We start from the raw sequence: 22,273 nt of genomic DNA on the forward strand, positions 1-22,273 counted from the left end.
GCTTATGGAACGTCGAGAGTTATTAAAAACGGTAGCTTATGGAGCACTTGGGGCTACGACAGCAGGAGTAGTTGCCGGATGCAATCGAGCGGCACAAACCAATGCGCCTACAACCACTGCGGATGCTTCCTTGCCTACTATCGAGTGGCAGATGGCAACAAGCTGGCCCGTATCCCTCGATACCATTTATGGTGGAGCCAAAACAATTGCCGATCGCGTTGCAGCAATGACAGGCGGTAAATTTAAGATTGTGCCCCGTGCGGCTGGCGAATTAGCTCCTCCACTCGAAGTATTGAACGTAGTATCTCAGGGCGCAGTGCAATGCGGTCATACTGCCGCTTATTACTACGTCGGGAGAAGCCCATTTACCGCCTTTGGGACATCTGTGCCATTTGGGTTGACCGCCCAGCAGCAAAACGCCTGGCTGTACGAAGGGGGCGGACTGAAACTGTTGCAGGAACTGTACGCTAAAAAGTTCGGTCTCATCCAGTTTCCGGCAGGCAACAGCGGCACGCAGATGGGGGGATGGTTTCGCAAGGAGATCTCAACGCCAAGCGACTTGCAAGGACTCAAAATGCGCATCCCCGGACTCGGTGGACAGGTAATGGGCAGACTCGGCGTGACGGTGCAGAATTTACCTGGCGGCGAAATCTTCCAAGCGCTACAAACAGGAGCGATTGACGCGGCTGAGTGGGTAGGTCCCTACGACGACGAAAAGTTAGGATTGAACCGAGTTGCTAAGTTTTATTACTATCCGGGTTGGTGGGAACCCGGTTCCACCTTCGAGGTGCAAGTCAACCTCAATGAATGGAAAAAGCTGCCAGTAGTCTATCAAGAAATCTTCAAGTCAGCAGCTTATGAAGCCAACATGACCATGTTGGCTCGCTACGATGCCCTTAACAATGAAGCACTCCAACGGTTGCTAAAAAATGGCGTTCAACTGCGCCCGTATAGCAACGAGATCATGGCAGCAGCAGAAAAAGCGGCGTTTGATTTGTATGACGAATTCGCTGCCAAAGATGCCGATTTCAAGACGGTTTATGATGAGTGGAAGGCATTCCGCGATCGCATCTACGCTTGGAATAATCGCAATCAATCGAGTTACGAGCGCTTTGTTTACTCTAAGCTCAAGTCGTAATGCGAACGGGCGGTGGGTAGGGCGTTACAAACGCGAGCGCTTAACTGTTTATATGTGAGTGAGGAGTTCGCAATTAAAAAGATGTGGGCGAGAGAATCAGGCTGAGAGTTGGTGAGTTGTTCTCTGTTGCTCTAGTTTTCAGATTCCGTCGCACTCATGTTGTTTATCCTTGCTTTTTGGAACACTTCTCTTGGTTTTTGACTGAAAAGATTTGGGAGGATAAGCGAGAAGAAGTTTTTGAAGACGGGCGATTCCTTCAGAAGTCCAATAGTATCGCTTTCTGGCATCGGTATAATAATGGCTTCCTTCGATAAATTGAGAGGAGTATTTTGCTTTGGTCTGAATAATCCACTCAGGAGTAACCTTCATGCGTCGGCTAACTTCTTTAGTCGGCAGCGCAGTTGGCGGGATGAGGTTGGCTTTCTGCTCTGAATGCAAGCGGTGTAGTTGGCGAATGCCTGCCTTAGTCCAGCGAATTGCGCCTTCATCATCTTTAAAATAATGAGTTCCTTGACAGAATCGGTTTGAGAACCGATAGCGTTGACGATGACACCAGGTTGCGGAACAACCAAGTTGAGAGGCGATTTCGTGAGTTGTCCAAGTTTTCGGTTCGAGCTGAGTTTTCAGTCTTTTGACCAGATCCTCAAGAGCATCAGTTAGCTTTAACTGGAACTCCTGAAACTGCCCAATCCCTCTCCGATAAGCAAGGGTAGAGATTTGCTGTAAATCTCCCTTAGTTTTCTCAACCCAACTTAGTAAGTTATCGGCTTTTTTCTCGATCGCAGTTTTGCTCTCAGTAGGCGGAGAATTTACTAAGATCTGAGTCTGAGGCGAGCTAGCTTTGTAAGGACGAGGATCCCATCTTAGCGCCTTGTTTGATGAGGGAGTTGGCGAGCAAAGTTCGGGAGCCAATATTTCTTCGGTCTTCTCCTCAGACTTTTGCTCTCTGTCAAAGGTAGAAATTAACCTTTCCTTACCAGTTTGATGAGAGGTATTCCGAGATAACCAATCTTTTCCTTTCTGCCAAAGAAGCAAGGGATTAATCAGGGAGGGCGAATTGAGATTTGATTCCTCAGATAAGCCTTCTCTTCGATGCAAAACTATCGGTTCGTCGTTCGATAAAACTCGTGCGAGAGAAGGAATTTTTCTAAACTCTTTTACCTGACAAATTGTTTTTAATTTCTTGGCTAAAGTAGGAAGCGGAGCAGAAAGATGGGACAGGGATTTAAAGATTTCTGCTTGCTGAGGATTTTGAAAATCCGAACGAGAAAATAGCAGCCCTTCTCGCTCGTCCAGACAATAATTTTCCCATAGTGTTTTATCTTCTGCCAAAGCCAAAATAGAAAGATAGATAACTAGCTGAGAGAAAAAATCAATTTCTAGACATCTTTTTTCTAGCGATTTTCTCAGAGGATGCTGATAATCAGAAAGCCCTTTAATATTGTCATCAGAAGTATCTCCTGAAAAGTAAAGACTATCATAATCGATTAATTTAAGAGTCAAGCCATCAAAGCGATTAACTATCAGAATATTTCCGTGCTGTAAATCCCCATGAGCAATACCACTCTCTAAAAAGTCTTGAGATAGCTTTAACCAGCGATCGGCTAAAGATTTTAAAAGATGCTTTTTACCCAGATTTGCTTTAATAAATTTTTTGAGATTCTCGCCTTCTACCCATTCCATTTTAAGAATGGGATAGACATTGCCAAGAACTCTAATTCCCTCTTCTAAAAGAGAAAAATAGACAAAATAAGAGTGACAAGCGTTATTTTTTAGACGGCTCAGCGCTTTTTTGTAATGATTTATCGCATCAAAATTACTGCGATAGAAGCATCTAATCGCCCAGACTTTTCTAGGAGAAAAAGTTTCATATTTAAAGGCTATGGCAAAACTCCCAGAAGCCGACCAAATCTCTCTAGTGCCATCGGGTTTAATTCTTTCTATCGCTTTTCCCGTTATTAAACTCGAATCCAGGTCTTGCTCGATTAGCGTTCTCGGATCTTTTTTGCGAAAGGCAAACTGAGGATTGCGAATCGAACTAAAGTAATCCGAACGACTTGGATATTTCATCCCTTTTAACCCCTCACGCGATCGCATTAACATCAAGATCGTTATTCAATCTTAATTAATCAGATTCCGCAGATGGCTCCAGGGTTGCAATGTCTTGCCAAATGTCTATCTCTTGGCGAACCTCTTCGAGAATCTTAATTAATGCCATCGTCGTATCGTCGTTTTTAATCAGATTTTTTTGTCTGAGCTGAGCGATCGCCTTGATAAAATCATTTTGCTCTTTTAGCTCAAAACATTTTTTCCATGCTTCGCCCCGCTCTTCATAATCTGTCAGAAGCCACTGGGAAAATGCATCCGTCGCCAGCAAAAAAATATCTCCATTCTCATAGCTGCCTTCTTCAAATTGAGGAGGAAATGAAGGGTATTCGGGAAGGCTTTCAAAACATTGAGTCGTTCTCTTAAACGATTGAGAACTCTTGAGGGGAAAGGCGAGGAGATTATCCCCATTTCTATCTAGCTTAAATAAACAACTATCTCCCACGGCTACGGCTTGCCATTTTCCCCCGCCTGAAGCATTCGATTTTTGCAGCCTTAACCCAATGAAAGTAGCAGAACCACGATTTTTAATTTGCGATCCCCCCTGCCACCATGCCCGATTGGGAGACTTGAGTTTCGCCAAATAGTATTGTCGCCATTGCTCTTGGGCTGGCTTTAACCATTCCTGATAAGACTGCTGAATCTGTTCGATGGGATCGTCCTGACTTTGACAGAAGGATTTAACCAAAATTTCTGCCCACTGACTCGGATATAAAGAAGACCCAGCTCCATCTGAGAGGGCAATTAAACTCCCATCCGGGCTGGTTTCAAATCGATCTTGATTGTTTTTCTCAGCTTCCCCGATTTTCGGCAGGGAAAACGCTAAAATTTCATGGCTCATGAAATCTCATCCGCGAAACTCCGCTTTCGTCCCGATTTCTAACAATTGAATCAGGGTTTCTAGTTTAGCTTTATAGACGAAGCCTCTGGCATAGGGCGAAGGGTTCCATCCGGCAGCGGCAGCTCGTTCTAGCATCAGTGGAGGCAATTCGCTGGAAATCTCAAACAAAAAGCGGGCGTAGCTATCTCCCTTGGGTAACTGTTCGGGAGAGGCGGGGAGGATGACTTCCGCTTCTGCCCCGTCAGAAATATGGGCGTTGAGTAACAAGGTTTTTCCATCTTCTGTCTCTAGCTGAGCTAGGGCTTCGGCAGCCGCTTTCGCCTTGGGGAGAGAGTTAGCTTCTCCATCGGTAATGTTAATTACTACAGGAGGAAAGCTTGACGGATGACCGTTAATCCACTCGCGGACTAATGTGCCAGCCATGGCAAACGCTTCCGCCATCGGAGTTTCTCCAACTGCTGCTGGTTCGATCCAGATGGGAAATTGGTCGTCGATTTCTACTAATCCCCCAGCCCCATCCGAAACTTTCCGTTTGATAGTTTCTATTCGCAGACAGTGTTCGGTTAGTTCTTGTATGGTTACCACTGGCTTAGTAGCTAGCGCTCCCGAAAACGCATTGACGACGGGTTCTTCCATCTGTCCGTAACCCAAAACGGAGATGTCGCAGCTATTTTTGATTTCTTCTCCGTCAGTACAAGCTAAGACGGTCTCTCGGAGGACGCGATTAACTGCTGTGGCACATTCTTTAGCTTTGGTTCCCGCCCCCGGTCCGAATGGGTAACACATGGAAAAAGAGCGATCGATGAGAATAACTAAGTATCCTGGCGTTGCTCGACTGATTTCTTGGATATAAGGCATGGCAGTAGCACGTCTTGTCTGTTACGCTTCTGGGAAGAGGTAAGTTATTATCTTCCTAATAGTCAACAATTGAGTCAAATTTACTACTTTTTGTTCCATTCCTATCAATCAGACCCCGATCGCGCCGAACGATTAATTGATAGAATCTAACAGCTAATTGCTCGCTCCTGCATTTACATTGAGTCAGTTACCGTTCCTTCGATTTCAACCTATAGCCGCGATCGCAACTACCCCTAGAGCGGCTCAACTCCTACAAATTCTCTCTCAAAGCACGGGTGCAACCCTTTGGGTACCCGGATCTCTCGCTTCTATCGAAAACGCCCAGGTTTATACGAGTTCGCTCAAAGACCAGATTGCCTCAATTTGGCACGAATATCGAGCTTTTGTCTTTTGTCTCGCGACTGGGGCAGTCGTGCGAGCGATCGCGCCGCTGCTTGAAAACAAATCCCGCGATCCGGCTGTTATCGTCATCGACCAGGATGGTCATTTTGTCATCAGCTTGTGTGGCGGTCATCAAGGCGGTGCTGACGAACTCGCTCGATTAATTGCCCATCAGCTAGGCGCAATTCCTGTTTTGACGGGCGCGTCGGCTAGTTTAAACTTGCCAGGAATCGATATTTTGGGATTGCCCTTTGGGTGGCGAAAAGGCAGTGGCGATTGGACAAAAGTGAGTGCCGCAATTTCTCGCCGGGAAACGGTACAGGTTATCCAGGAAGTCGGTTCGACCCTGTGGCAAGCGCATTTGCCACAGGGACATCCCTTCTATTTCGGTTTTCCAGACGATCGCGAATCGATTTCGCCCAAAGCGCGCGTCTGGATTAGCGCCACGAAACGACAATTTTCTCCCGATGCAGACATTCCTAAAGTGCAATGGCATCCTAGAGTTTTGTGGGTAGGGATAGGATGCGAGCGAGGAACGTCGAGACAACTGATTGAAGTGGCGCTCGCGCAAGTCTGCCAGCGCTATCATTTAGCCACCGAAGCGATCGCTGGAATTGCGACTATCGATCTCAAAGCCGACGAAGCAGGAATATTAGAATACTGCCGCGATCGCAATTTGCCCTTAAAAACCTTTCCCGCCGAGATTCTTCGCCAGGTTAGCACTCCCAATCCTTCGACCGTCGTCGAGCGAGAAGTCGGAACTTCTAGCGTAGCCGAAGCCGCCGCCATTTTGGGAGGAAAAGGGAGAAAACTAACTACTAACTACCCCCCAATCCCAAATCCTCTGATCGTTCCCAAGCAGATCGTTAAATTAGAGGGCGAACCGGGAGCGGTTACAGTCGCGATCGCGCTTTCAGAACTAGAATATACCGGACGCACGGGGCAATTATTGCTCGTTGGAACTGGTCCGGGCAATCTAGAGCAAATGACGCCAGCCGCCAAAACAGCCGTAACTGGCGCAGATGCGATCGTTGGCTACTCTCTCTATCTCGAACTCATTCAACCGCTGCTGCGTCCCGGACAAATCGTCGAATCGCTTCCCATTACCCAAGAAAGACAGCGGGCACAACGGGCGATCGAATTAGCGCAGTGGGGGTTAACGGTTGCTGTCGTCTCCTCTGGGGATTGCGGGATTTATGGAATGGCAGGATTGGTGATGGAAGAACTGCAAGCGCTAGGATGGAATGGTAAGGTGCCCAAAGTAGAAGTTTTTCCGGGAATTACGGCTGTCGTTGCCGCAGCAGCTAGGGTAGGCGCGCCGCTAATGCACGATTTTTGCACGATTAGCTTAAGCGACCTTTTGACTCCTTGGGACGTAATCGAAAAGCGCCTCGAGGCAGCTGCCGTAGGCGATTTTGTCACGGCGCTGTACAATCCGCGATCGCAAACTCGCACTCAACAAATTATTACCGCTCGAGAGATTTTCTTGAAACACCGCAATCCCAATACACCAGTCGCCCTAGTACGTTCTGTTTATCGTTCCAACGAACAGATCTCCCTGACAACCTTAGATAAAATGTTAGAGTTTCCAATCGACATGTTGACAACCGTTATTATTGGCAACCGCAGCACTCGCCGCCATGCCGATTGGATGATTACTCCGCGAGGCTATTCGGTAAGCTGATGGAATGACTAAGTCTGCAATGGGCGCATATACAATGAAATAAAAGCGACGATCCTTGCGATCGTCAGAGAACAGATATAGCTTATCAAGCTGGTAACTGGTAACTGATAACTGGATGACCGAAACCTCTCAAATAATTCAATTGCCCAGTAGTGAAAGCGCAATCTCCTTAGCCGGAATTAAAGATGAAAATCTAAAATTTCTCTCTCGCCATACGGGAGCCAATTTAGTGATGCGAGGTCAAGAATTGCTCGTTTATGGCGAAGAAAAACTGGTAGAACGCGCTCTGCAAATCGTACGATCGCTCAAACCTTATTGGCAAGAAGCCAAAGCCATCTCCCAACCCGATCTGATTACTGCTTTTCAAGCACTGGATACGGGACGGACAGAAGAATATCAGGACTTACAGCAAAATGTCCTAGCTCGCACGCGACGGGGAGAATTAATTCGAGCCAAAACCTTTCGCCAGCGCCAGTATATCAAAGCAATTCAAACCCACGATATCACTTTTTGCATCGGTCCGGCGGGGACGGGAAAAACTTTTCTAGCAGCCGTTTTAGCGGTACAAGCACTGCTGAATAATCAATGCGATCGCCTGATTCTCACTCGTCCGGCAGTAGAAGCGGGAGAAAAACTGGGCTTTCTGCCAGGAGATTTGCAGCAGAAAGTCAATCCTTTTTTACGTCCTCTCTACGATGCGCTTTATGAATTCATCGATCCCGAAAAAATTCCCGATCTCATGGAAAGAGGCAAAATTGAGGTCGCACCGCTTGCCTATATGCGAGGACGCACATTAAGCAACGCTTTTGTCATCGTCGATGAAGCGCAAAATACCACACCAGCACAACTAAAAATGGTGCTAACTCGGCTGGGATTTGGTTCGCGGATGGTGGTGACGGGAGATATTACCCAAATCGATTTACCTAGCCATCAAGATTCGGGATTAGTTGTGGCAAGTAGAATCCTGCGATCGGTAGAAGGCATCGCTTTCTGCCAATTCACGCAAGCAGATGTGGTTCGCCATCCTTTGGTGCAAAGAATAGTCGAAGCTTACGAAAAATATGAAAAGTAAGAAGAAATAAAAACTATTAAGGCTTTCCTGAGATTCCTGGTTATGCCTTATGGTATTTATTATTTTCAAACTAATAATGAATGCTCAATAAGATTCAGCGATCGCTTATCGTGGAGTTGTGCTGACTTGAAGCGAATAGCACAGTCAGTCAGAACGAAGGTTAAAAAAGCGATCGGCGAAATAAGTATTTTGAGAGTTGGATCGGCAATGAGATAAGTATAGGTACTAGATTCGCGATCGAAGAGTTGGCGGAATAGCATCATGAGTTGCCAGTAATCAGGAATTAGTTGACTGGAGTAACAAGTTTGTTTTTTTATCACTATATTACTATATAGCAATAAAAATGGATCTTGCCAACCCGGAAAAGACTTTACGGTTCTCCAAACAAAATGAGAGGATAAAACCGTGCCCAACTCTCAAAACTGCTTGTACTCGATGATACCTGTCAAAACGTTTACAGTCGATGCCCTCTCGGTATGCGTTTATAAATCTGAATCCGAACTAGCCCAAGGGGCAGCCTGGATGGGAAAAGAATATTTGCAAGCAGTTTTAGGACAAAAAGAAACGGCTGCCGTTATTTTAGCCACGGGAAATTCACAGATTCAGTTTTTGAAGGCATTAATTGCTTTGGGAGGAGTAGATTGGAGTCGTATTATTCTGTTTCATTTGGATGAATATTTAGGAATTGAAGCCGACTCAACTGGCAGTTTTCGTTATTACTTGTACGAAAGGGTAGAAAAGCAAGTTAAACCCGCACAATTTCACTATATTCAAGGCAATGCATTAGAACCGTTAGCCGAATGCGATCGCTATGCGAAACTATTGATGGCACAACCGATCGACCTTTGTTTGTTGGGAGTCGGACAAAACGGACACCTCGCTTTCAACGAACCAGAGGTAGCAGATTTTCACGATCCTCGCCGAGTCAAATTAGTTAAGCTAGCTCTCCAGACGCGCCTAGCACAAGTAAAGCAAGGATGCTTCCCCCACCTGGAAGCCGTACCGCAGTACGCTTTTACCGTGACTATTCCCATGCTAGCTTCGGCACAAAAAATTATCTGTCTCGTCCCTGGCTTGAGCAAAGCTTCTATAATCAAGAAAATGCTGACAGAATCGATAAGTCCTGCTTGTCCCGCTTCAGTCCTTCGTCAACACGCCAACGCTAGTCTATTTCTAGAGAAGAATTTAGCCAGTTTGGTTATTAGTTAGTAGTTAGTCGCCTTGTTAGCCTGTTATCTTGCCCAAATCTAAGAGGATATTTGAAAAGTTTATTTTGTCATTCTAAGTCCGGTAAAACGTAACGAAGAATCCCTGTTTGGAGTTGGGATACTGAGATCTTGCACCATTCTCAACAACTGCTGTTGTCATTAATTTCCTAGCCGATCGAAAAAGTCTTCTAACGAAGGCTCGATAGGAATTTTAATCGATTTTGATCGAGTTGAGCTTTGAGCCTAGAACTTTATCTAGGCGTTGATGCCAAAGGTGCAACATCTGAGTATACTCAGATGTTTCGCTTCGCGATCGCTACGCTCAACATGACATTTTATACTTTTCAGACAACCTATAAAATTCGTAGTAAGGATTGTAGGGAAGATCGGTATTTCCATAATCGATTCCCATTTATGATGTGTTTGATGGTTAAATATCTGCGCGTAATAGAAGGAGCTGGGTACTCTTCTATTTCTATTCAATCTCTCACTCCAAAATTCAAAGATCTCATCAAGCCAAACCTGAGAACATCCTTGAGATTCTTGAACGAGTTTTTCGTCAAACTCAAAACGTGCAGATCTTAATTTACTATACTCAGGATATGGGATAAAGTTTGGATCGAATTTGGGAAGAGTTTTCGTATAAATAAAAGAATGAATAATTTCATCCACATTAATAATGTGATTCAGAGTTTTAAAGATTGATTTGAAGTAATCATGATTCTCGATCTATGAAGACCTCACCATACTAATCTACATTTTCAACAAACAACCCACCTCTCCGATTTAGTTAAATCACTCCCACAGATAATTTCCAGACTACTGCCCTTGCCAAGAACCCGAAGGCCAACTAACCACTAACAAATAACCAAAAACATCGCTTCTTAAAAAAATGATCGACAATAACTCCCTCCGAATTATTTCATTGCTTCCCAGCGCGACAGAAATTGTGGCAGCTTTAGGTTTAGTGGATGCATTAGTCGGACGTTCCCATGAATGCGACTATCCCCCAGCAGTGCAAAATCTGCCTGTCTGTACGGAAGCGAGACTCAGCTCTCAACAACCAAGCGCTCAAATCGATACAGACGTTCGCTCCCTCCTCAAGTCTGCTTTGAGTATCTATCAGCTTAAAATCGAAGTAATCGAACAACTTCAGCCTACGCACATTGTCACTCAAGACCAGTGTGATGTTTGTGCCGTAAGCTTTTCAGAGGTAGAAAGAGCGATCGCTCAACTCATTCGCAGCCAACCTCAAGTCATTTCCCTACAACCCAATCGACTCGTAGAAGTTTGGGCAGACATAGAAAGAGTCGCGCGGGCTGTAGGCGTTGATGCCGAGCCAGTTTTAAGCCAATTACAGGCGCGGGTTGACACGATCGCCCAAAAAACCAAAACACTAGAACGCGATCGCGCCACCGCAGTTGCCCTAGAATGGACAGAACCGCTTATGGGAGCGGGGAATTGGATTCCAGAACTAATCGAAATTGCAGGCGGTCAATCGCTGCTGGGTAATTTTGGACAACACTCTTCTTATTTAAGATGGGAAGATTTACTCGCAGTCGACCCAGAATTTATCATTATCATGCCCTGTGGATTCGATCTCGATCGCACTCAAAAAGAATCCCAAGTCCTAAAGCAGCACCCCACTTGGTCGCGCCTACAAGCGGTTAGAAACGGCAAGGTTTTCATTACTGACGGGAATGCCTATTTCAATCGTCCCGGTCCTCGCTTGGTCGATTCTCTAGAGATTCTGGCAGAAATTTTTCATCCCAAATGGTTTAACTTTGGTTATCGAGGCAGGGGTTGGGAATCATTTCAGTAATTCGTTATATCGGTTTAAAAAATGTTGGCGACAGATAGCTCTCTAAAATGCTCATTAGAACTATCTTTCAAAATCCTTTCATTCAAAATGGGATTATTTTTTGCACATAGTCGGTCGCGATCGATGGTCTTTATTTAATTCCCAAAATATCTCGAAACCAGGCTTCGGTGCGATCGCCCATTGCCCAGAGCGAGTATTCTTCCTCGGCTTGTCGGCGACAGACATGGCGATCGATCGCGTCGAGTCGTTTGATGGCTTTTACCAGCTCCGTAATGCTATCTGGCTCAACTAAAAACCCCGTTTCTCCATCTCGAACGATTTCGGCAGGACCGCCACGACGGTAGGCAATGACGGGAACTCCGCAAGCTAAAGCTTCAATTGCCACGTTACCAAAAGCTTCTACCCAACGAGGAGTCATCACTAAGGCACGACATTGACGCAATTGTTGCTGCAATTCATGGGTCGGTAAAAAGCCAACATATTCCATCGGAGCATTGGGATAATTCCGGCAAATTTTTTCCCAATAATCTCGATCTTGTAGTTTGCCAAAAATTCGCAGAGGAATTCCTGATATCTGAGCGGCTGCCACTGCATCTTCCAGGGCTTTTTCTGGTGCGATGCGACCGATCCACGCTAGATTGGGCGTGGGATTTTCGCAAAATTGATACTCACACAGATCGATCGCATTTCCCAAACACCGACAGGAGTCAGTCAAGCCAAAAGTAGCCGCTTGCGCCCGACTGTGAAAGGCAACTTGCACTGGAAATCGAGCGATTGTTTGTTGGATAATCCGATCCATCGCCGCCGTCACCGATGCCATGCTGACTAAATGAGCGACGGGACGGCTAAAAAAGGGAGTGAGATAAAAAGGCAACCAATCGTAAGCAAAATTCAGAATTAAGTCATAATCGTTTTGAACTTGTCGCGCGTACTCCCACATATTTGCCAAGACAGAATTATCTGGCAGGCAAATCGGCGCTTTTGTGTTTTGGGTTTGGGCTGGGATTTGTAAATTTCCTGCGATTTCTGTAAGAGGAATACCTGCTAAAACCGATCCCGACGGGGCAACGACTCGAACTTGATGCCCTCGATGCATCATTGCCAGGGCGATATTTTTTAACGTCAGTTCGACTCCTCCCCCTAACCCAGAACCTAGAGATCCAACTGAAGTTGAAAGGAAAAGTAGTTTCATTATCTAATTTGCCTGCCCAGAGTAGCTATGATACTGGCTACAACAGAGTATTTCATTGTTCCCTTTTCTTTTTTTATGGCATTGTTTCTTTTATGGCATTGTTTCGTTTTGCTTCATCGGCAGCAGATCCAACCTCGTAGGAGTCATCTGAAGATTTAACTGATTAAGCGCCCACTTAGCCGTTTCTTGAACTTCTACGTCCGAATCATCCATCGCATGGCGTAACATCTGGCTAATTTGAGACATAAGGTCGTAAATTCTGGTTAGATCGCGAATCGCATTTTTGCGTACCTGGGGATTTTTATCTTGCAAGGAGAGAGCTAGGGCTTGATTCATTGGCTTGAGGGTGCGTATGCTGATTTGAGAGAGGGCTTCTAAAATCAGGCTGCGCTCTTGGGAATCCGAGTCAATCATCAGATCGACTAGGGGTTTCATCGCACGCGAATCGCCTTTTTGCGCCAGTTCCCAAATTGCCTTCCGTCGCTTTTTCGGATCGGGCTCTTGGAGATCTTTAACCAATTCATTGATAATATCCAAATTGGGCAGGCGAGTAGGCGTTTGTAGTGGAATGGAACTATCGTCGTCGCCCGTCTTTGTTTTTGAGTTAGCCTCGCCAAAAAGATTTTGAGATTTTTCTGAGGGAAGGGAATTCAATGAAAATTTCTCTTCTGGTTCGCAGTCAGATTCTGATTCTGCAAGCTCTTGTTCTTCCCGTTCCCAGTCGGGACTTCTACGCAGCAACCCAGAAAAGAAAAATACGCCTCCGCCGACGACGAAGGCAAGTCCTGCTCCTAATGATAGCCACCACCAATCCGATGATGGGTTATTTTTGGCCTGCTCGTTTTTGAGCAAAGTTTCGCTATTTTGGATGGCTTGGCGAGCGTAAATATCGTTGGGACGTTCGGCTAAGGCTTTTTGAAAATTTTCTATCGCTGCTTGATAATTTTTATTGTCGAAGGCTTCGTACCCGGCCCTCATGTAGCGATCGTAAGTGGAGTTGCTGGCACTCGGAGATGTTGATTTTAGCTTCCCTGTTGTTGACGCTTGAGCTATCGATTTGGTAACGGTCGGATTGCTGTGAGAATTTGAGAGGGCTAGCGCCAAATCTCGGCGATCGCGATTCCCAACAACCCCTAATAGACCAATAGTAATGATAGCAAAAAGTATAGGAAAACGATAGTACATCATCATTAAATACTTGGGGGAATGAGCTTTTAGTGAGGGGGACGAACTTTTAGTCAATTTAATTTTCTAACAATACTTTAATTTAAATTGCATCCTGCTCCTTTTGTTCTCAATATTCCCCATTTAGATCGATTCGTTTGCTTCAGGCGAAACTAATTTTTATATAATTGACCTCTACGATCTAACATATTAATTGGCTATCTGCAAGACAAGATCTCGATCGGTTTTAGCATAGTAGCCAATCGACAGTTGGATACACGACTATTTGTTCGATCCGACTGTCGATTCTTTAGCGTTTAATAGTGGTGCTGTTTGCCATGTTTCGCCTCGTACCGACGTATGAACTTGCCAGTCTTCTAAAGTCTGAGGATAGTCCGTGCGGTAGTGACCGCCTCGACTTTCAGTCCGAAAAGCAGCACTTTTAAGAATTAGATAGCCGATATCTAATAAATTTAAAGTTTCTGCGCAAATTCGCAAGTGCTGCTCGGCCGAGGATGAAGCCAAAATGACGCGATCGCTGGGAGATAATTTGAGAATATAGCGAGCGATCGCAAAATTGGCTAGTTCTTGTCGCCAACGATTGACTTGTGCGATCGCTGCTTCCAAAACTTCTTGCGATCGACAAATCCCAGCACTCTGCCACATCAGAGACGGCAAAGTTTGTCGAACGAGGGCAATTTTTTCTATTTCCTCTTCCCAGTCTCCCTCTTCCGTAACCACAGACAAAGCCTCTTCTGAAAACGGCTGGGTTTCTACTTCAATCTGAGATAATTGTGCCGCAAAAACGATACATTCCAACAGAGAATTACTCGCCAAACGATTCGCGCCGTGAACGCCAGTACTTGCCGTTTCGCCAATGGCATACAACCGGGCAATCGAAGTACGGCACATCAAATCGGTAGCGATTCCTCCCATCCAATAATGAGCTGCCGGAGCCACGGGGATCGGCTCGCGAAAGACATCGATCCCCCACTGTTGGCAGACTTTAATGATATTGGGAAAGCGATGGCGAATCCGTTCCGGTTCGATCGGTCGCATATCTAAATAGACGTGAGCTTGGGCAGGATCGGAGGCAGTTTTTTGTAGATGGCTGAAAATTGCCCGACTAACAATATCTCTGGGGGCTAATTCGCCTGCTGGATGGTAATCGAAGGCAAAACGCCTGCCTCGATCGTCGATTAAATGCGCTCCTTCGCCGCGTACCGCTTCGCTAATCAGGAAACGAGGAGCGCCAGGGATGGTTAATGCCGTCGGATGAAATTGAACGAATTCTAGATCTCGCAAAACCGCCCCAGCACGCCAAGCGAGGGCTACGCCATCACCGGTACTGACGGCTGGATTGGTCGTTTGGGCAAAGACTTGACCGCCGCCTCCGGTGGCTAAAATAACCGCAGCAGCTTTAATCCAATTAATCTGACCTCCATAGAGGAGACTAATTCCCTGGCATTGTCCGGTTTGTGAGTCGATCCACAGACTCAAGGCTACCCCTTGAGAGATGACCTGAATGTTGGGGCGCTCTAACACTCTAGCCGCGATCGTGCCGACGATCGCTCTCCCCGTGGTATCCGCCGCGTGGAGAACGCGCGGACGAGAATGAGCAGCTTCCAGAGTCATTGCCAGACGATTTCCCTGGCAATCGAAAGCTACGCCCATCTCTAATAGCGATTGGATTGCCGAGGCAGCATGTTCGACGAGAAACTCGACGGCAGCGCGATCGCAAAGTCCGGCTCCTGCCTTTAAAGTATCTTCCAGATGCAACTTTGGCGAATCAGATGAATCGATCGCGGCAGCAATGCCTCCCTGCGCCCAGTCACTTGCTCCCGTTTTTAGAGTATCTTTGGTCACCAGACCGACTCGAAAATGGTTAGGAAGACACAAAGCCGCATAAAGCCCAGCCGCTCCTGAACCGACCACCAAAACGTCAAATTGGGAAGGAAGATTAGGGGACGATGCAGAATAACGAGAAAATGAAGTCAACGTCGATCGAGCAATTTTTATCTAAATTCAATACATTCTAGCGTTTAGTTAGAAGTTAGGAGTTAGGAGTCAGTTATTTGATGAAAGGATTTTAGATTTTGGATTGAGGAGTAGTTAGTAGGGGCGGGTTTATCTAAAAACGCTAGAGATTCACCTACAGTTACTGTCAAAAACCCGCCCGTACAGGAATTAGTAGCTTCCCCTGCCTCCCCAGTCTCCCCATCTCCCCACTTCCGACTTCCGAGTTCCGACTTCCGACTTCTTAAAGACTTCCTCCTTCTGCCTCAAACCTGCGAACTCTTTAACTCCTCCCTCAAAACCTTTTTATAAATCTGGGATAAGTAGGGACTCATGGAGTTGGATTCTATGCCGTATCCCAAACTTGTCCAAGTCCCGGATAGCAGGCGCAAAACTTCTTCTAATTCCCCCTTTCTCAAGCGCTGGGAAATATCGACTCCCCACGCCTGGGGATCGGACAGCCAAGCGTATACGACGGCATCTTGGTATTTTGGCTCAAAACTGTAGGATTGCCACCACAAAAAGTTTGACGGGTTGGGATGATAGCGTTCGGCTTTTTCGTACCAAGTGATATTGAGAAACTGATAGCGTCCTGCGGCAGTCGAGCACTGACCGATATTCGGTTCCGTCGCGATGGGGACGCAGCGATTGGGATGGTCGCTCAAATCTGCCACGTACTTACCGCCATAGAGAACGTGGTAAGGTTGGGCGACATTAGCTTCGCTAGCGGTAATCGTGCGCATCAGGGCGCGAATATAAGGGTCGCCGCCTTTCATGACTAGCGGTTGAGTTTTGTAAATGTTTGGGGATCTGGGCAGTTGGCGATCGCCGCGTTCGTCAGTCCTGAAATTAAACCACCAAATCGGCAGAGCGATCGCGCCGAACAGACCAAGAAGTTTCCAGCCAGCTAAACGATTAGCCAATGCTTATTTCCTCTTTCTACTCAACATTTTTTCTACTTTACGTCGCGTTTGAACTCAATTGTCACTCCTTCTTAAGTCAGAGCGCAAAAATAAGCCTATGTCCTAGAATGGACAAAGACATAGGTAATTTTTATATTTAGGCTTGTTATGTCAGTTTTGGCAGCGATCGCCGTCTTGGCGCTTTTAATTGTCGTTCACGAATTAGGTCATTTTGCAGCAGCACGGTTTCAAGGCATTCGCGTCAATCGTTTCTCCATCGGTTTCGGTCCAGTCCTCCTCAAATATCAAGGCTCCGAAACCGAATACGCCATCCGCGCTTTTCCTCTCGGCGGTTACGTTGGTTTTCCCGATGACGACCCCGATAGCGAAATCCCTGCCGATGACCCTAACTTACTTCGCAATCGTCCGATTCTCGATCGGGCGATCGTGATTAGCGCGGGAGTTATCGCTAATCTAGTCTTCGCTTATTTCCTCCTAGTTGGTCAAGTAGCCACCGTAGGCATACAAGACTTTCGAGCAGGCGTTGCCGTTCCCCAAGTCCTGCCAGAAACTGCCTCTGTGGCTGTCAAGGCTGGAATTCAAGCAGGCGACATCATTGTATCGGTTAACGGGCGAGATCTCGGCGCATCGCCGGATGCGATTACTTCCCTCAGAGAAACCATTCAGAATTCTCCTAATGTACCGCTTAATCTAATAGTTCAAAGAGGTCAAGAAACCTTAGCCCTAACCGTAAAGCCAGAACTCGGTAGCGATGGCAAAGGAAAAATCGGAGTAATGCTATCGCCAAATGTAGGGACTCGTCGTCCTCAAGGGATTGGTGAAGTGCTTGTCTTGAGTGCCGATGCCTATCAAAACCTTGCCAGTTTAACCGCTAAAGGATTTTGGCAGTTAATTAGTAACTTTAAGGAAAATGCCGAGCAAGTGGCAGGTCCCGTCAAAATTGTCGAATATGGTGCCAATATTGCTCGTAACGATGCAGGAAATCTTTTTCAATTTGCAGCGCTAATTAGTATTAACCTAGCAATTATCAATATCTTACCCCTACCCGCTCTCGACGGCGGTCAGTTGGTATTTTTGCTAGTTGAAGGATTGCGCGGTAAACCCCTGCCAAGAACGATTCAGGAGGGAATTATGCAAACCGGATTGGTTCTCTTGTTGAGTTTAGGCGTTTTTCTCATCGTTCGGGATACCGCCAGTTTAGCCTTTTTTCAGGAATTGTTTCAATAGGTAGCCGTGGCAAGTATTACGCGCAAATTTGCCTCGAAAAAACAACGGGCATTGGAGATTCTCGTTCTACTCAAACGCCTCTATCCCGATGCTACCTGTAGCCTAACCTATGCAAGCCCAGTCCAATTGTTAGTGGCTACGATTCTGTCGGCTCAATGTACCGACGAACGAGTCAATCAAGTTACTCCAGAACTATTTGCTCGCTTTCCCGATGCCGTTTCTTTGGCAAATGCCGATCGCGAAGAACTAGAAAACCTAATCCGTTCGACGGGATTTTATCGCAATAAAGCCAAAAACATCCAAGGAGCCTGTCAAAAAATTATCGATGAATTTGGCGGCGAAGTCCCGAAACAGATGGAAAAGCTACTATCGCTCCCCGGCGTTGCCAGAAAGACGGCAAATGTCGTCCTCGCTCATGCCTACGGGATTAACCAAGGCGTAACCGTCGATACTCATGTCAAGCGTTTGAGCAGGCGGCTAGGTTTGACGAAAGAAACCGACCCAGTCAAGATCGAACGAGATTTAATGAAGCTTTTGCCCCAACCCGATTGGGAAGATTTTTCCATTAGAATGATTTACCACGGTCGAGCAGTCTGTAAAGCGAGAAACCCCAATTGCAGGGCCTGCAAATTGGCTCACTTATGTCCTTCCGCCAAGACGTTCGAGCCGACACTAACTCAGAAAGCTCCTGCACTGCTGGCAGAATAAGGAAAAACACCCCTTCTGCTATCTTCTATCTTCCTTTGAAGAAAGGATGGGATAAGATAGAAAATGCTGTCTTAAATTTTAGGAATACTAGCAAGTAGAGTTTATGGCAAAAAAATCTATGATCGAGCGCGAGAAAAAGCGCAGTCGTTTGATCGCTAAATATGCTGCTAAACGAGCTGAATTAAAAGAGCAGTTCCGTAAAGCTGAAACCTTAGACGAAAAAATCGAAATCCATCGCCAACTACAACAATTGCCTCGCAATAGCGCTCGCAATCGCCACCGCAACCGTTGTATGGTCACAGGCAGACCTAGAGCTTACTACCGCGATTTCGGACTGTCTCGTAACGTGCTGAGGGAATGGGCGCACCAAGGATTATTACCCGGCGTGGTTAAGTCTAGCTGGTAAGGGAAAGGCAAAAGGTAAAAGGCAAAAACTATTTTTTCCTTTTTACTTTTACCTTTTTACTTCTTTTATTTTTATTGTCCGCAACAGCGCTCGAATCCTAAACTATCTAAAATTAGATCGCTGACTGCATTGGCGATCGCGAATTCACTATAAAAACTTTCTCGAAAATCAAAAGCTTGCATCTCGGTCACGATAGCGATGACGAGAGATCCTAAGTCATTTTCCCCTTCAAGGCGCTGTCGGACAAAGATTTGAGCCGCTCGTTGAGCGATTTTCTCGTTAATGGCTTCGGGGATAAATTCTCGATTCAGCCACTCGTGCAAAGCTTTTTGCAGCCACTCGCCTTCTCGGTCGGGACTTTCAATTGGCGGTAGGGTAATCGGTGGAATGGGTTGAGCCGTCATGGGAGAATTCCGAACGATTTGATTCTGAATTCTGAAAGCATAATAATTCTGTGGATATTGCGTCTATTATACAGGGGTACGCCCAAGGCTATTTTCTGATGGCGGACGAATCAGGGAAATTAGGCTGGTATACTAGCCATCAGAGAACGCTAATTCCCCTCGACGATCGCTTTCGCTATCCCAAGTCTTTGCGCCGCGTTTTAAACCAGAAACGTTTTACAGTAGCAATTAATCGAGATTTCCAAGCAGTATGTGAAGGATGTGCCAATCGCAAAACGACGTGGATTTCCCCCGAATTGATGAAAATTTATCTTGCACTTCACCAAGCCGGTTGGGCGTATAGCTTTGAAACTTGGCAAGGCGACTGCTTGGCAGGCGGAATTTTAGGGATCGTCATCCGAGGAGCGTTTATCGGAGAATCGATGTTTTATCGCATTCCTGAAGGGTCAAAAGTAGCGATGGTAAAGCTAGTCGAACATCTTAGAGAGCGAGGATTTGTTCTCTTTGACGCTCAATTACAAAATCCTCACTTAGAACGATTTGGCTCTTATCTCGTCAGCGATAAAGAATACCAAATTTTGCTACGCAAGGCGTTGGCGCGTCAATGCAAATTTGCATAGGACTGTATCGATCCGGTAGCGATCGCGCGCGAAATAACAAATTACAATGATAGAAAAGCCCAACTGCATTAGTAAGGTTTGAGGTTCGCTACGATGACCGATTCAACCTTAGACATCAACGTTGCCGCCAGGGCGCGATCGCGCTCTTTTGATTTCCCTGCTTGGCTGGTATTGATTTGCATTCTCTCTTTTAGCGCTCTGTTGGCAGCAGGGGCAGCAATCTGGAAAAATGCTCCCCCCGTGCCGGAAATCATCAGATCTCCCCAACAAGCAATCATCATTACTCAAGCAGAAATTCAAGCCGGACAGGAAACCTATCTGGCTCGTGGGGGGCAGCATATTGGTAGCGTCTGGGGGCATGGCAGCTATCTCGCTCCCGATTGGACTGCCGACGTACTTCATCGCTGGGGTTTGGCGACTGCTGGCGTACTATACGACGGCAAGCCCGATTTTTCTCAGGAGGAGCTAGAGGCTTTATCAGCGCCAGAGCGAGCCAGTTTAATCGCGAAAACGAGCGAACAGTTCAAAACCAACCGCTACGATCTGCAAACCCACGAACTGATTCTCACCAGCGAACAAACCCAAGGCTTGCAGAAGGTTTTTGACGACTATCGCGAGTTATTAGCTCGCGGTTCGGCAATCCACTCCATTCCCAACGGTTGGTTTAAGGACGAGACTCAAATCCACAACGTTACAGCTTTCTTTGTCTGGACTGCTTGGGCAGCAGCAGCGACTCGTCCGGGTGCCCCTTTTTCCTACACTGCCAACTGGCCCCATGATGACTTAGTTGGCAATCTGGCACCGGGACAATTTCTTGTCTGGTCGATTGTATCGGTAGTCGTTCTCATTGCTGGCATTGGGGCATTTTTGTTTGTTTACTTGCAGCAAGAAGAAACCGAAGAAATTCAGCCCGTACCGACTCGTCCGGCGGTTCGCATTCCCACGCCCAGCCAAAAAGTTACCTCCTTATTTTTTGGGGTGGCGATGGCGCTGTTTTTGACTCAAATTTTGATGGGGATGTTCACTGCCCACTATGCAGTGGAAGGAGAGGGGTTTTATGGCATCCCGCTAGCTCGATTTCTTCCTTATGCAGCCTCGCGCACTTGGCACTTGCAATTCGCCCTATTTTGGATCGCCACTTGCTGGCTGGCAGCCGGACTTTATTTCGCTCCCCGTTTCGGGAATTACGAACCCAAATATCAAGCGGTTGGTAATACCATTCTCCTCGTCGCTTTAGCGGTTGTTGTCGTCGGTTCTGCAATTGGCACTTGGGAGGCGGTAACTGGCGTTTTGGACGTAAAGAGTAGTTTCTTTTGGGGACACCAAGGGTATGAATACATCGAACTGGGACGGGTTTGGCAATTGCTACTCATCGGTGCCATGATATTTTGGGTGTGGCTGATGTACCGCGCCTTCAAACCCGCTCTGCGCCTAGAAAAAAATCCCACGGGCTTGAGTCACTTTTTCCTCTACAGTGCCATTACCATTCCTCTGTTTTACTCGGTCGGCTTGGCATATAGCAATCGCACTCCTTTGAGCCTTGCCGAGTATTGGCGCTGGTGGGTAGTTCATCTCTGGGTGGAAGGCTTTTTTGAAGTATTTGCCACGGTCGCTATTGCCTATCTGTGCAGCGAACTAGGCTTTCTGAAAAAGTCTTCGGCTTTGCGGGCGACTTATCTGACGACCATTTTGTATCTGGGCAGTGGCATTATCGGCACGCTGCACCACCTGTATTTTTCGGGAACGCCCTCCTTCATTGCCGCAGTGGGATCGGTATTTTCAGCGTTGGAAGTCGTGCCTCTGGCACTGATCGGGTTTGAGATCTTGAGGACGCTTAAACTCTCCCAGGAAGCGGAAGGGTTTTATCGCTGGCCGTTGCGCTTTTTTATCGCTACCTGCTTCTGGAATTTGGTGGGTGCGGGCATATTTGGCTTCTTAATCAACCCGCCAATCGTGCTGTATTATTCTCAGGGATTGAATACCACGCCCATTCACGCCCACGCTGCCCTGTTTGGAGTTTACGGCTGTCTGGCACTGGCGCTAATGCTGTTTGCTCTGAGGGAATTCGCCCCCGAACCTGCCTGGAATGAGAAGTTGCTGCGCTTTGCTTTCTGGACGATTAACGGTGGCTTAGTCGGCATGTTGGTGTTTGGTCTGATTCCCAATGGTTTCTATCAACTGGTTCGGTCGATCGAGCAGGGAACCTGGTTTGCTCGCAGTGCTGAAGTCATCGGCAGTCCTTGGATGCGATGGACGGTATGGCTGCGGATTCCAGGAGATGTCATTTTTGCCATCGGCGCGCTGACAATGTTTATCTTTACCGTAAGGGCAATTGTTGCCATCTTCCACTTTCCGGTACAAACCATCCAACCAAAGTTAGAGGCTTCAAGGTAATAATATCAATTTTCTCTTTTCTGGCTACCGATGAAGAGAGAAGGAGGTGTGGGGAGTATGGGTGGATTAAACATGGAATTTATAGCAGGCATTTTTGAAAACGGTATAA

18 protein-coding genes and 1 pseudogene are annotated in these 22,273 nt (G+C 46.6%); 10 read left to right on the forward strand and 9 right to left on the reverse strand.

Features of this window, described 5'->3' with window-relative positions:
• Positions 1-4 precede the first annotated feature (4 nt).
• Positions 5-1,138, forward strand: coding sequence for a TRAP transporter substrate-binding protein DctP (gene dctP, locus PLE7327_RS09300; RefSeq protein ID WP_015143593.1), 1,134 nt, complete (start codon positions 5-7; stop codon positions 1,136-1,138).
• Between the two features lie 138 nt (positions 1,139-1,276).
• Here dctP and PLE7327_RS09305 read toward each other — a convergent pair whose 3' ends face one another.
• From PLE7327_RS09305 to PLE7327_RS09315, 3 genes are read right to left on the reverse strand one after another with little or no spacing between them, the layout of a single operon-like run.
• Positions 1,277-3,208, reverse strand: a complete 1,932-nt coding sequence (locus PLE7327_RS09305) for a hypothetical protein (RefSeq protein ID WP_041392009.1) — start codon at positions 3,206-3,208, stop codon at positions 1,277-1,279.
• A 55-nt stretch (positions 3,209-3,263) separates the two neighbouring features.
• Positions 3,264-4,085, reverse strand: coding sequence for a protein phosphatase 2C domain-containing protein (locus PLE7327_RS09310; protein WP_015143595.1), 822 nt, complete (start codon positions 4,083-4,085; stop codon positions 3,264-3,266).
• A gap of 6 nt (positions 4,086-4,091) precedes the next feature.
• Positions 4,092-4,943, reverse strand: a complete 852-nt coding sequence (locus PLE7327_RS09315; RefSeq protein ID WP_015143596.1) for a hypothetical protein — start codon at positions 4,941-4,943, stop codon at positions 4,092-4,094.
• 178 nt (positions 4,944-5,121) lie between these two features.
• Between PLE7327_RS09315 and cobJ the strand changes: the two genes are divergently transcribed.
• Both cobJ and PLE7327_RS09325 read left to right on the forward strand, forming a co-directional pair.
• Complete coding sequence (gene cobJ, locus PLE7327_RS09320; RefSeq protein ID WP_015143597.1) at positions 5,122-7,008, forward strand: precorrin-3B C(17)-methyltransferase; 1,887 nt, start codon at positions 5,122-5,124, stop codon at positions 7,006-7,008.
• Positions 7,009-7,123: 115 nt separating this feature from the next.
• Positions 7,124-8,080 (forward strand): PhoH family protein, encoded by a 957-nt coding sequence (locus PLE7327_RS09325; RefSeq protein ID WP_015143598.1) that lies wholly within the window; start codon positions 7,124-7,126, stop codon positions 8,078-8,080.
• A gap of 170 nt (positions 8,081-8,250) precedes the next feature.
• Here the strand turns inward: PLE7327_RS09325 and PLE7327_RS26485 are convergent.
• A pseudogene (locus PLE7327_RS26485) lies at positions 8,251-8,340 on the reverse strand (MBL fold metallo-hydrolase); the annotation flags it as partial.
• A 175-nt stretch (positions 8,341-8,515) separates the two neighbouring features.
• On the opposite strand from PLE7327_RS26485, the gene PLE7327_RS09335 reads away from it, so the two are divergent.
• Together PLE7327_RS09335 and PLE7327_RS09345 are read left to right on the forward strand one after the other, a co-directional pair.
• Positions 8,516-9,289: a glucosamine-6-phosphate deaminase gene (locus tag PLE7327_RS09335; RefSeq protein WP_015143600.1), complete on the forward strand. Its 774-nt coding sequence runs from the start codon at positions 8,516-8,518 to the stop codon at positions 9,287-9,289.
• An 891-nt stretch (positions 9,290-10,180) separates the two neighbouring features.
• Positions 10,181-11,110 (forward strand): cobalamin-binding protein, encoded by a 930-nt coding sequence (locus PLE7327_RS09345; protein WP_015143601.1) that lies wholly within the window; start codon positions 10,181-10,183, stop codon positions 11,108-11,110.
• 130 nt (positions 11,111-11,240) lie between these two features.
• On the opposite strand, the gene PLE7327_RS09350 is transcribed toward PLE7327_RS09345, so the two are convergent.
• From PLE7327_RS09350 to PLE7327_RS09365, 4 genes are all read right to left on the reverse strand, one after another.
• Positions 11,241-12,302, reverse strand: coding sequence for a glycosyltransferase family 4 protein (locus PLE7327_RS09350; protein ID WP_015143602.1), 1,062 nt, complete (start codon positions 12,300-12,302; stop codon positions 11,241-11,243).
• Positions 12,303-12,392: 90 nt separating this feature from the next.
• On the reverse strand, positions 12,393-13,493 hold the full coding sequence (locus tag PLE7327_RS09355; protein WP_015143603.1) for a HEAT repeat domain-containing protein: 1,101 nt from the start codon (positions 13,491-13,493) through the stop codon (positions 12,393-12,395).
• A 255-nt stretch (positions 13,494-13,748) separates the two neighbouring features.
• On the reverse strand, positions 13,749-15,464 hold the full coding sequence (nadB, locus tag PLE7327_RS09360; RefSeq protein ID WP_015143604.1) for an L-aspartate oxidase: 1,716 nt from the start codon (positions 15,462-15,464) through the stop codon (positions 13,749-13,751).
• A gap of 284 nt (positions 15,465-15,748) precedes the next feature.
• The gene (locus PLE7327_RS09365; protein ID WP_015143605.1) at positions 15,749-16,405 is read right to left on the reverse strand and encodes a glycoside hydrolase family protein; all 657 of its coding nucleotides are present in this window, start codon (positions 16,403-16,405) and stop codon (positions 15,749-15,751) included.
• 147 nt (positions 16,406-16,552) lie between these two features.
• Between PLE7327_RS09365 and rseP the strand changes: the two genes are divergently transcribed.
• From rseP to rpsN, 3 genes are all read left to right on the forward strand, one after another.
• Complete coding sequence (gene rseP, locus PLE7327_RS09370; RefSeq protein ID WP_015143606.1) at positions 16,553-17,632, forward strand: RIP metalloprotease RseP; 1,080 nt, start codon at positions 16,553-16,555, stop codon at positions 17,630-17,632.
• Between the two features lie 6 nt (positions 17,633-17,638).
• Complete coding sequence (gene nth / locus PLE7327_RS09375; RefSeq protein ID WP_015143607.1) at positions 17,639-18,340, forward strand: endonuclease III; 702 nt, start codon at positions 17,639-17,641, stop codon at positions 18,338-18,340.
• 103 nt (positions 18,341-18,443) lie between these two features.
• A complete protein-coding gene (gene rpsN, locus PLE7327_RS09380) occupies positions 18,444-18,746 on the forward strand; it encodes a 30S ribosomal protein S14 (protein ID WP_015143608.1) in 303 nt (100 codons plus the stop codon).
• Between the two features lie 71 nt (positions 18,747-18,817).
• Here rpsN and PLE7327_RS09385 read toward each other — a convergent pair whose 3' ends face one another.
• Positions 18,818-19,150 (reverse strand): hypothetical protein, encoded by a 333-nt coding sequence (locus PLE7327_RS09385; RefSeq protein WP_015143609.1) that lies wholly within the window; start codon positions 19,148-19,150, stop codon positions 18,818-18,820.
• Positions 19,151-19,200: 50 nt separating this feature from the next.
• Between PLE7327_RS09385 and aat the strand changes: the two genes are divergently transcribed.
• Both aat and PLE7327_RS09395 read left to right on the forward strand, forming a co-directional pair.
• Positions 19,201-19,770 (forward strand): leucyl/phenylalanyl-tRNA--protein transferase, encoded by a 570-nt coding sequence (gene aat, locus PLE7327_RS09390; RefSeq protein WP_015143610.1) that lies wholly within the window; start codon positions 19,201-19,203, stop codon positions 19,768-19,770.
• A 93-nt stretch (positions 19,771-19,863) separates the two neighbouring features.
• On the forward strand, positions 19,864-22,164 hold the full coding sequence (locus PLE7327_RS09395; RefSeq protein ID WP_015143611.1) for a nitric-oxide reductase large subunit: 2,301 nt from the start codon (positions 19,864-19,866) through the stop codon (positions 22,162-22,164).
• Positions 22,165-22,273 lie beyond the last annotated feature (109 nt).

The organism is Pleurocapsa sp. PCC 7327 (assembly GCF_000317025.1).
Taxonomy (GTDB): domain Bacteria; phylum Cyanobacteriota; class Cyanobacteriia; order Cyanobacteriales; family Microcystaceae; genus Hydrococcus.

Bases quoted from the DNA above. Each gene is read 5' to 3' on its own strand.
- PLE7327_RS09345 (WP_015143601.1), top strand. From the start codon at position 10,181: ATGATCGACAATAACTCCCTCCGAATTATTTCATTGCTTCCCAGCGCG.
- PLE7327_RS09305 (WP_041392009.1), bottom strand. From the start codon at position 3,208: ATGAAATATCCAAGTCGTTCGGATTACTTTAGTTCGATTCGCAATCCT.
- PLE7327_RS09350 (WP_015143602.1), bottom strand. From the start codon at position 12,302: ATGAAACTACTTTTCCTTTCAACTTCAGTTGGATCTCTAGGTTCTGGG.
- rseP (WP_015143606.1), top strand. From the start codon at position 16,553: ATGTCAGTTTTGGCAGCGATCGCCGTCTTGGCGCTTTTAATTGTCGTT.
- PLE7327_RS09325 (WP_015143598.1), top strand. From the start codon at position 7,124: ATGACCGAAACCTCTCAAATAATTCAATTGCCCAGTAGTGAAAGCGCA.
- PLE7327_RS09310 (WP_015143595.1), bottom strand. From the start codon at position 4,085: ATGAGCCATGAAATTTTAGCGTTTTCCCTGCCGAAAATCGGGGAAGCT.
- PLE7327_RS09385 (WP_015143609.1), bottom strand. From the start codon at position 19,150: ATGACGGCTCAACCCATTCCACCGATTACCCTACCGCCAATTGAAAGT.
- PLE7327_RS09395 (WP_015143611.1), top strand. From the start codon at position 19,864: ATGACCGATTCAACCTTAGACATCAACGTTGCCGCCAGGGCGCGATCG.
- rpsN (WP_015143608.1), top strand. From the start codon at position 18,444: ATGGCAAAAAAATCTATGATCGAGCGCGAGAAAAAGCGCAGTCGTTTG.
- PLE7327_RS09315 (WP_015143596.1), bottom strand. From the start codon at position 4,943: ATGCCTTATATCCAAGAAATCAGTCGAGCAACGCCAGGATACTTAGTT.
- dctP (WP_015143593.1), top strand. From the start codon at position 5: ATGGAACGTCGAGAGTTATTAAAAACGGTAGCTTATGGAGCACTTGGG.
- PLE7327_RS09355 (WP_015143603.1), bottom strand. From the start codon at position 13,493: ATGATGATGTACTATCGTTTTCCTATACTTTTTGCTATCATTACTATT.
- PLE7327_RS09335 (WP_015143600.1), top strand. From the start codon at position 8,516: ATGATACCTGTCAAAACGTTTACAGTCGATGCCCTCTCGGTATGCGTT.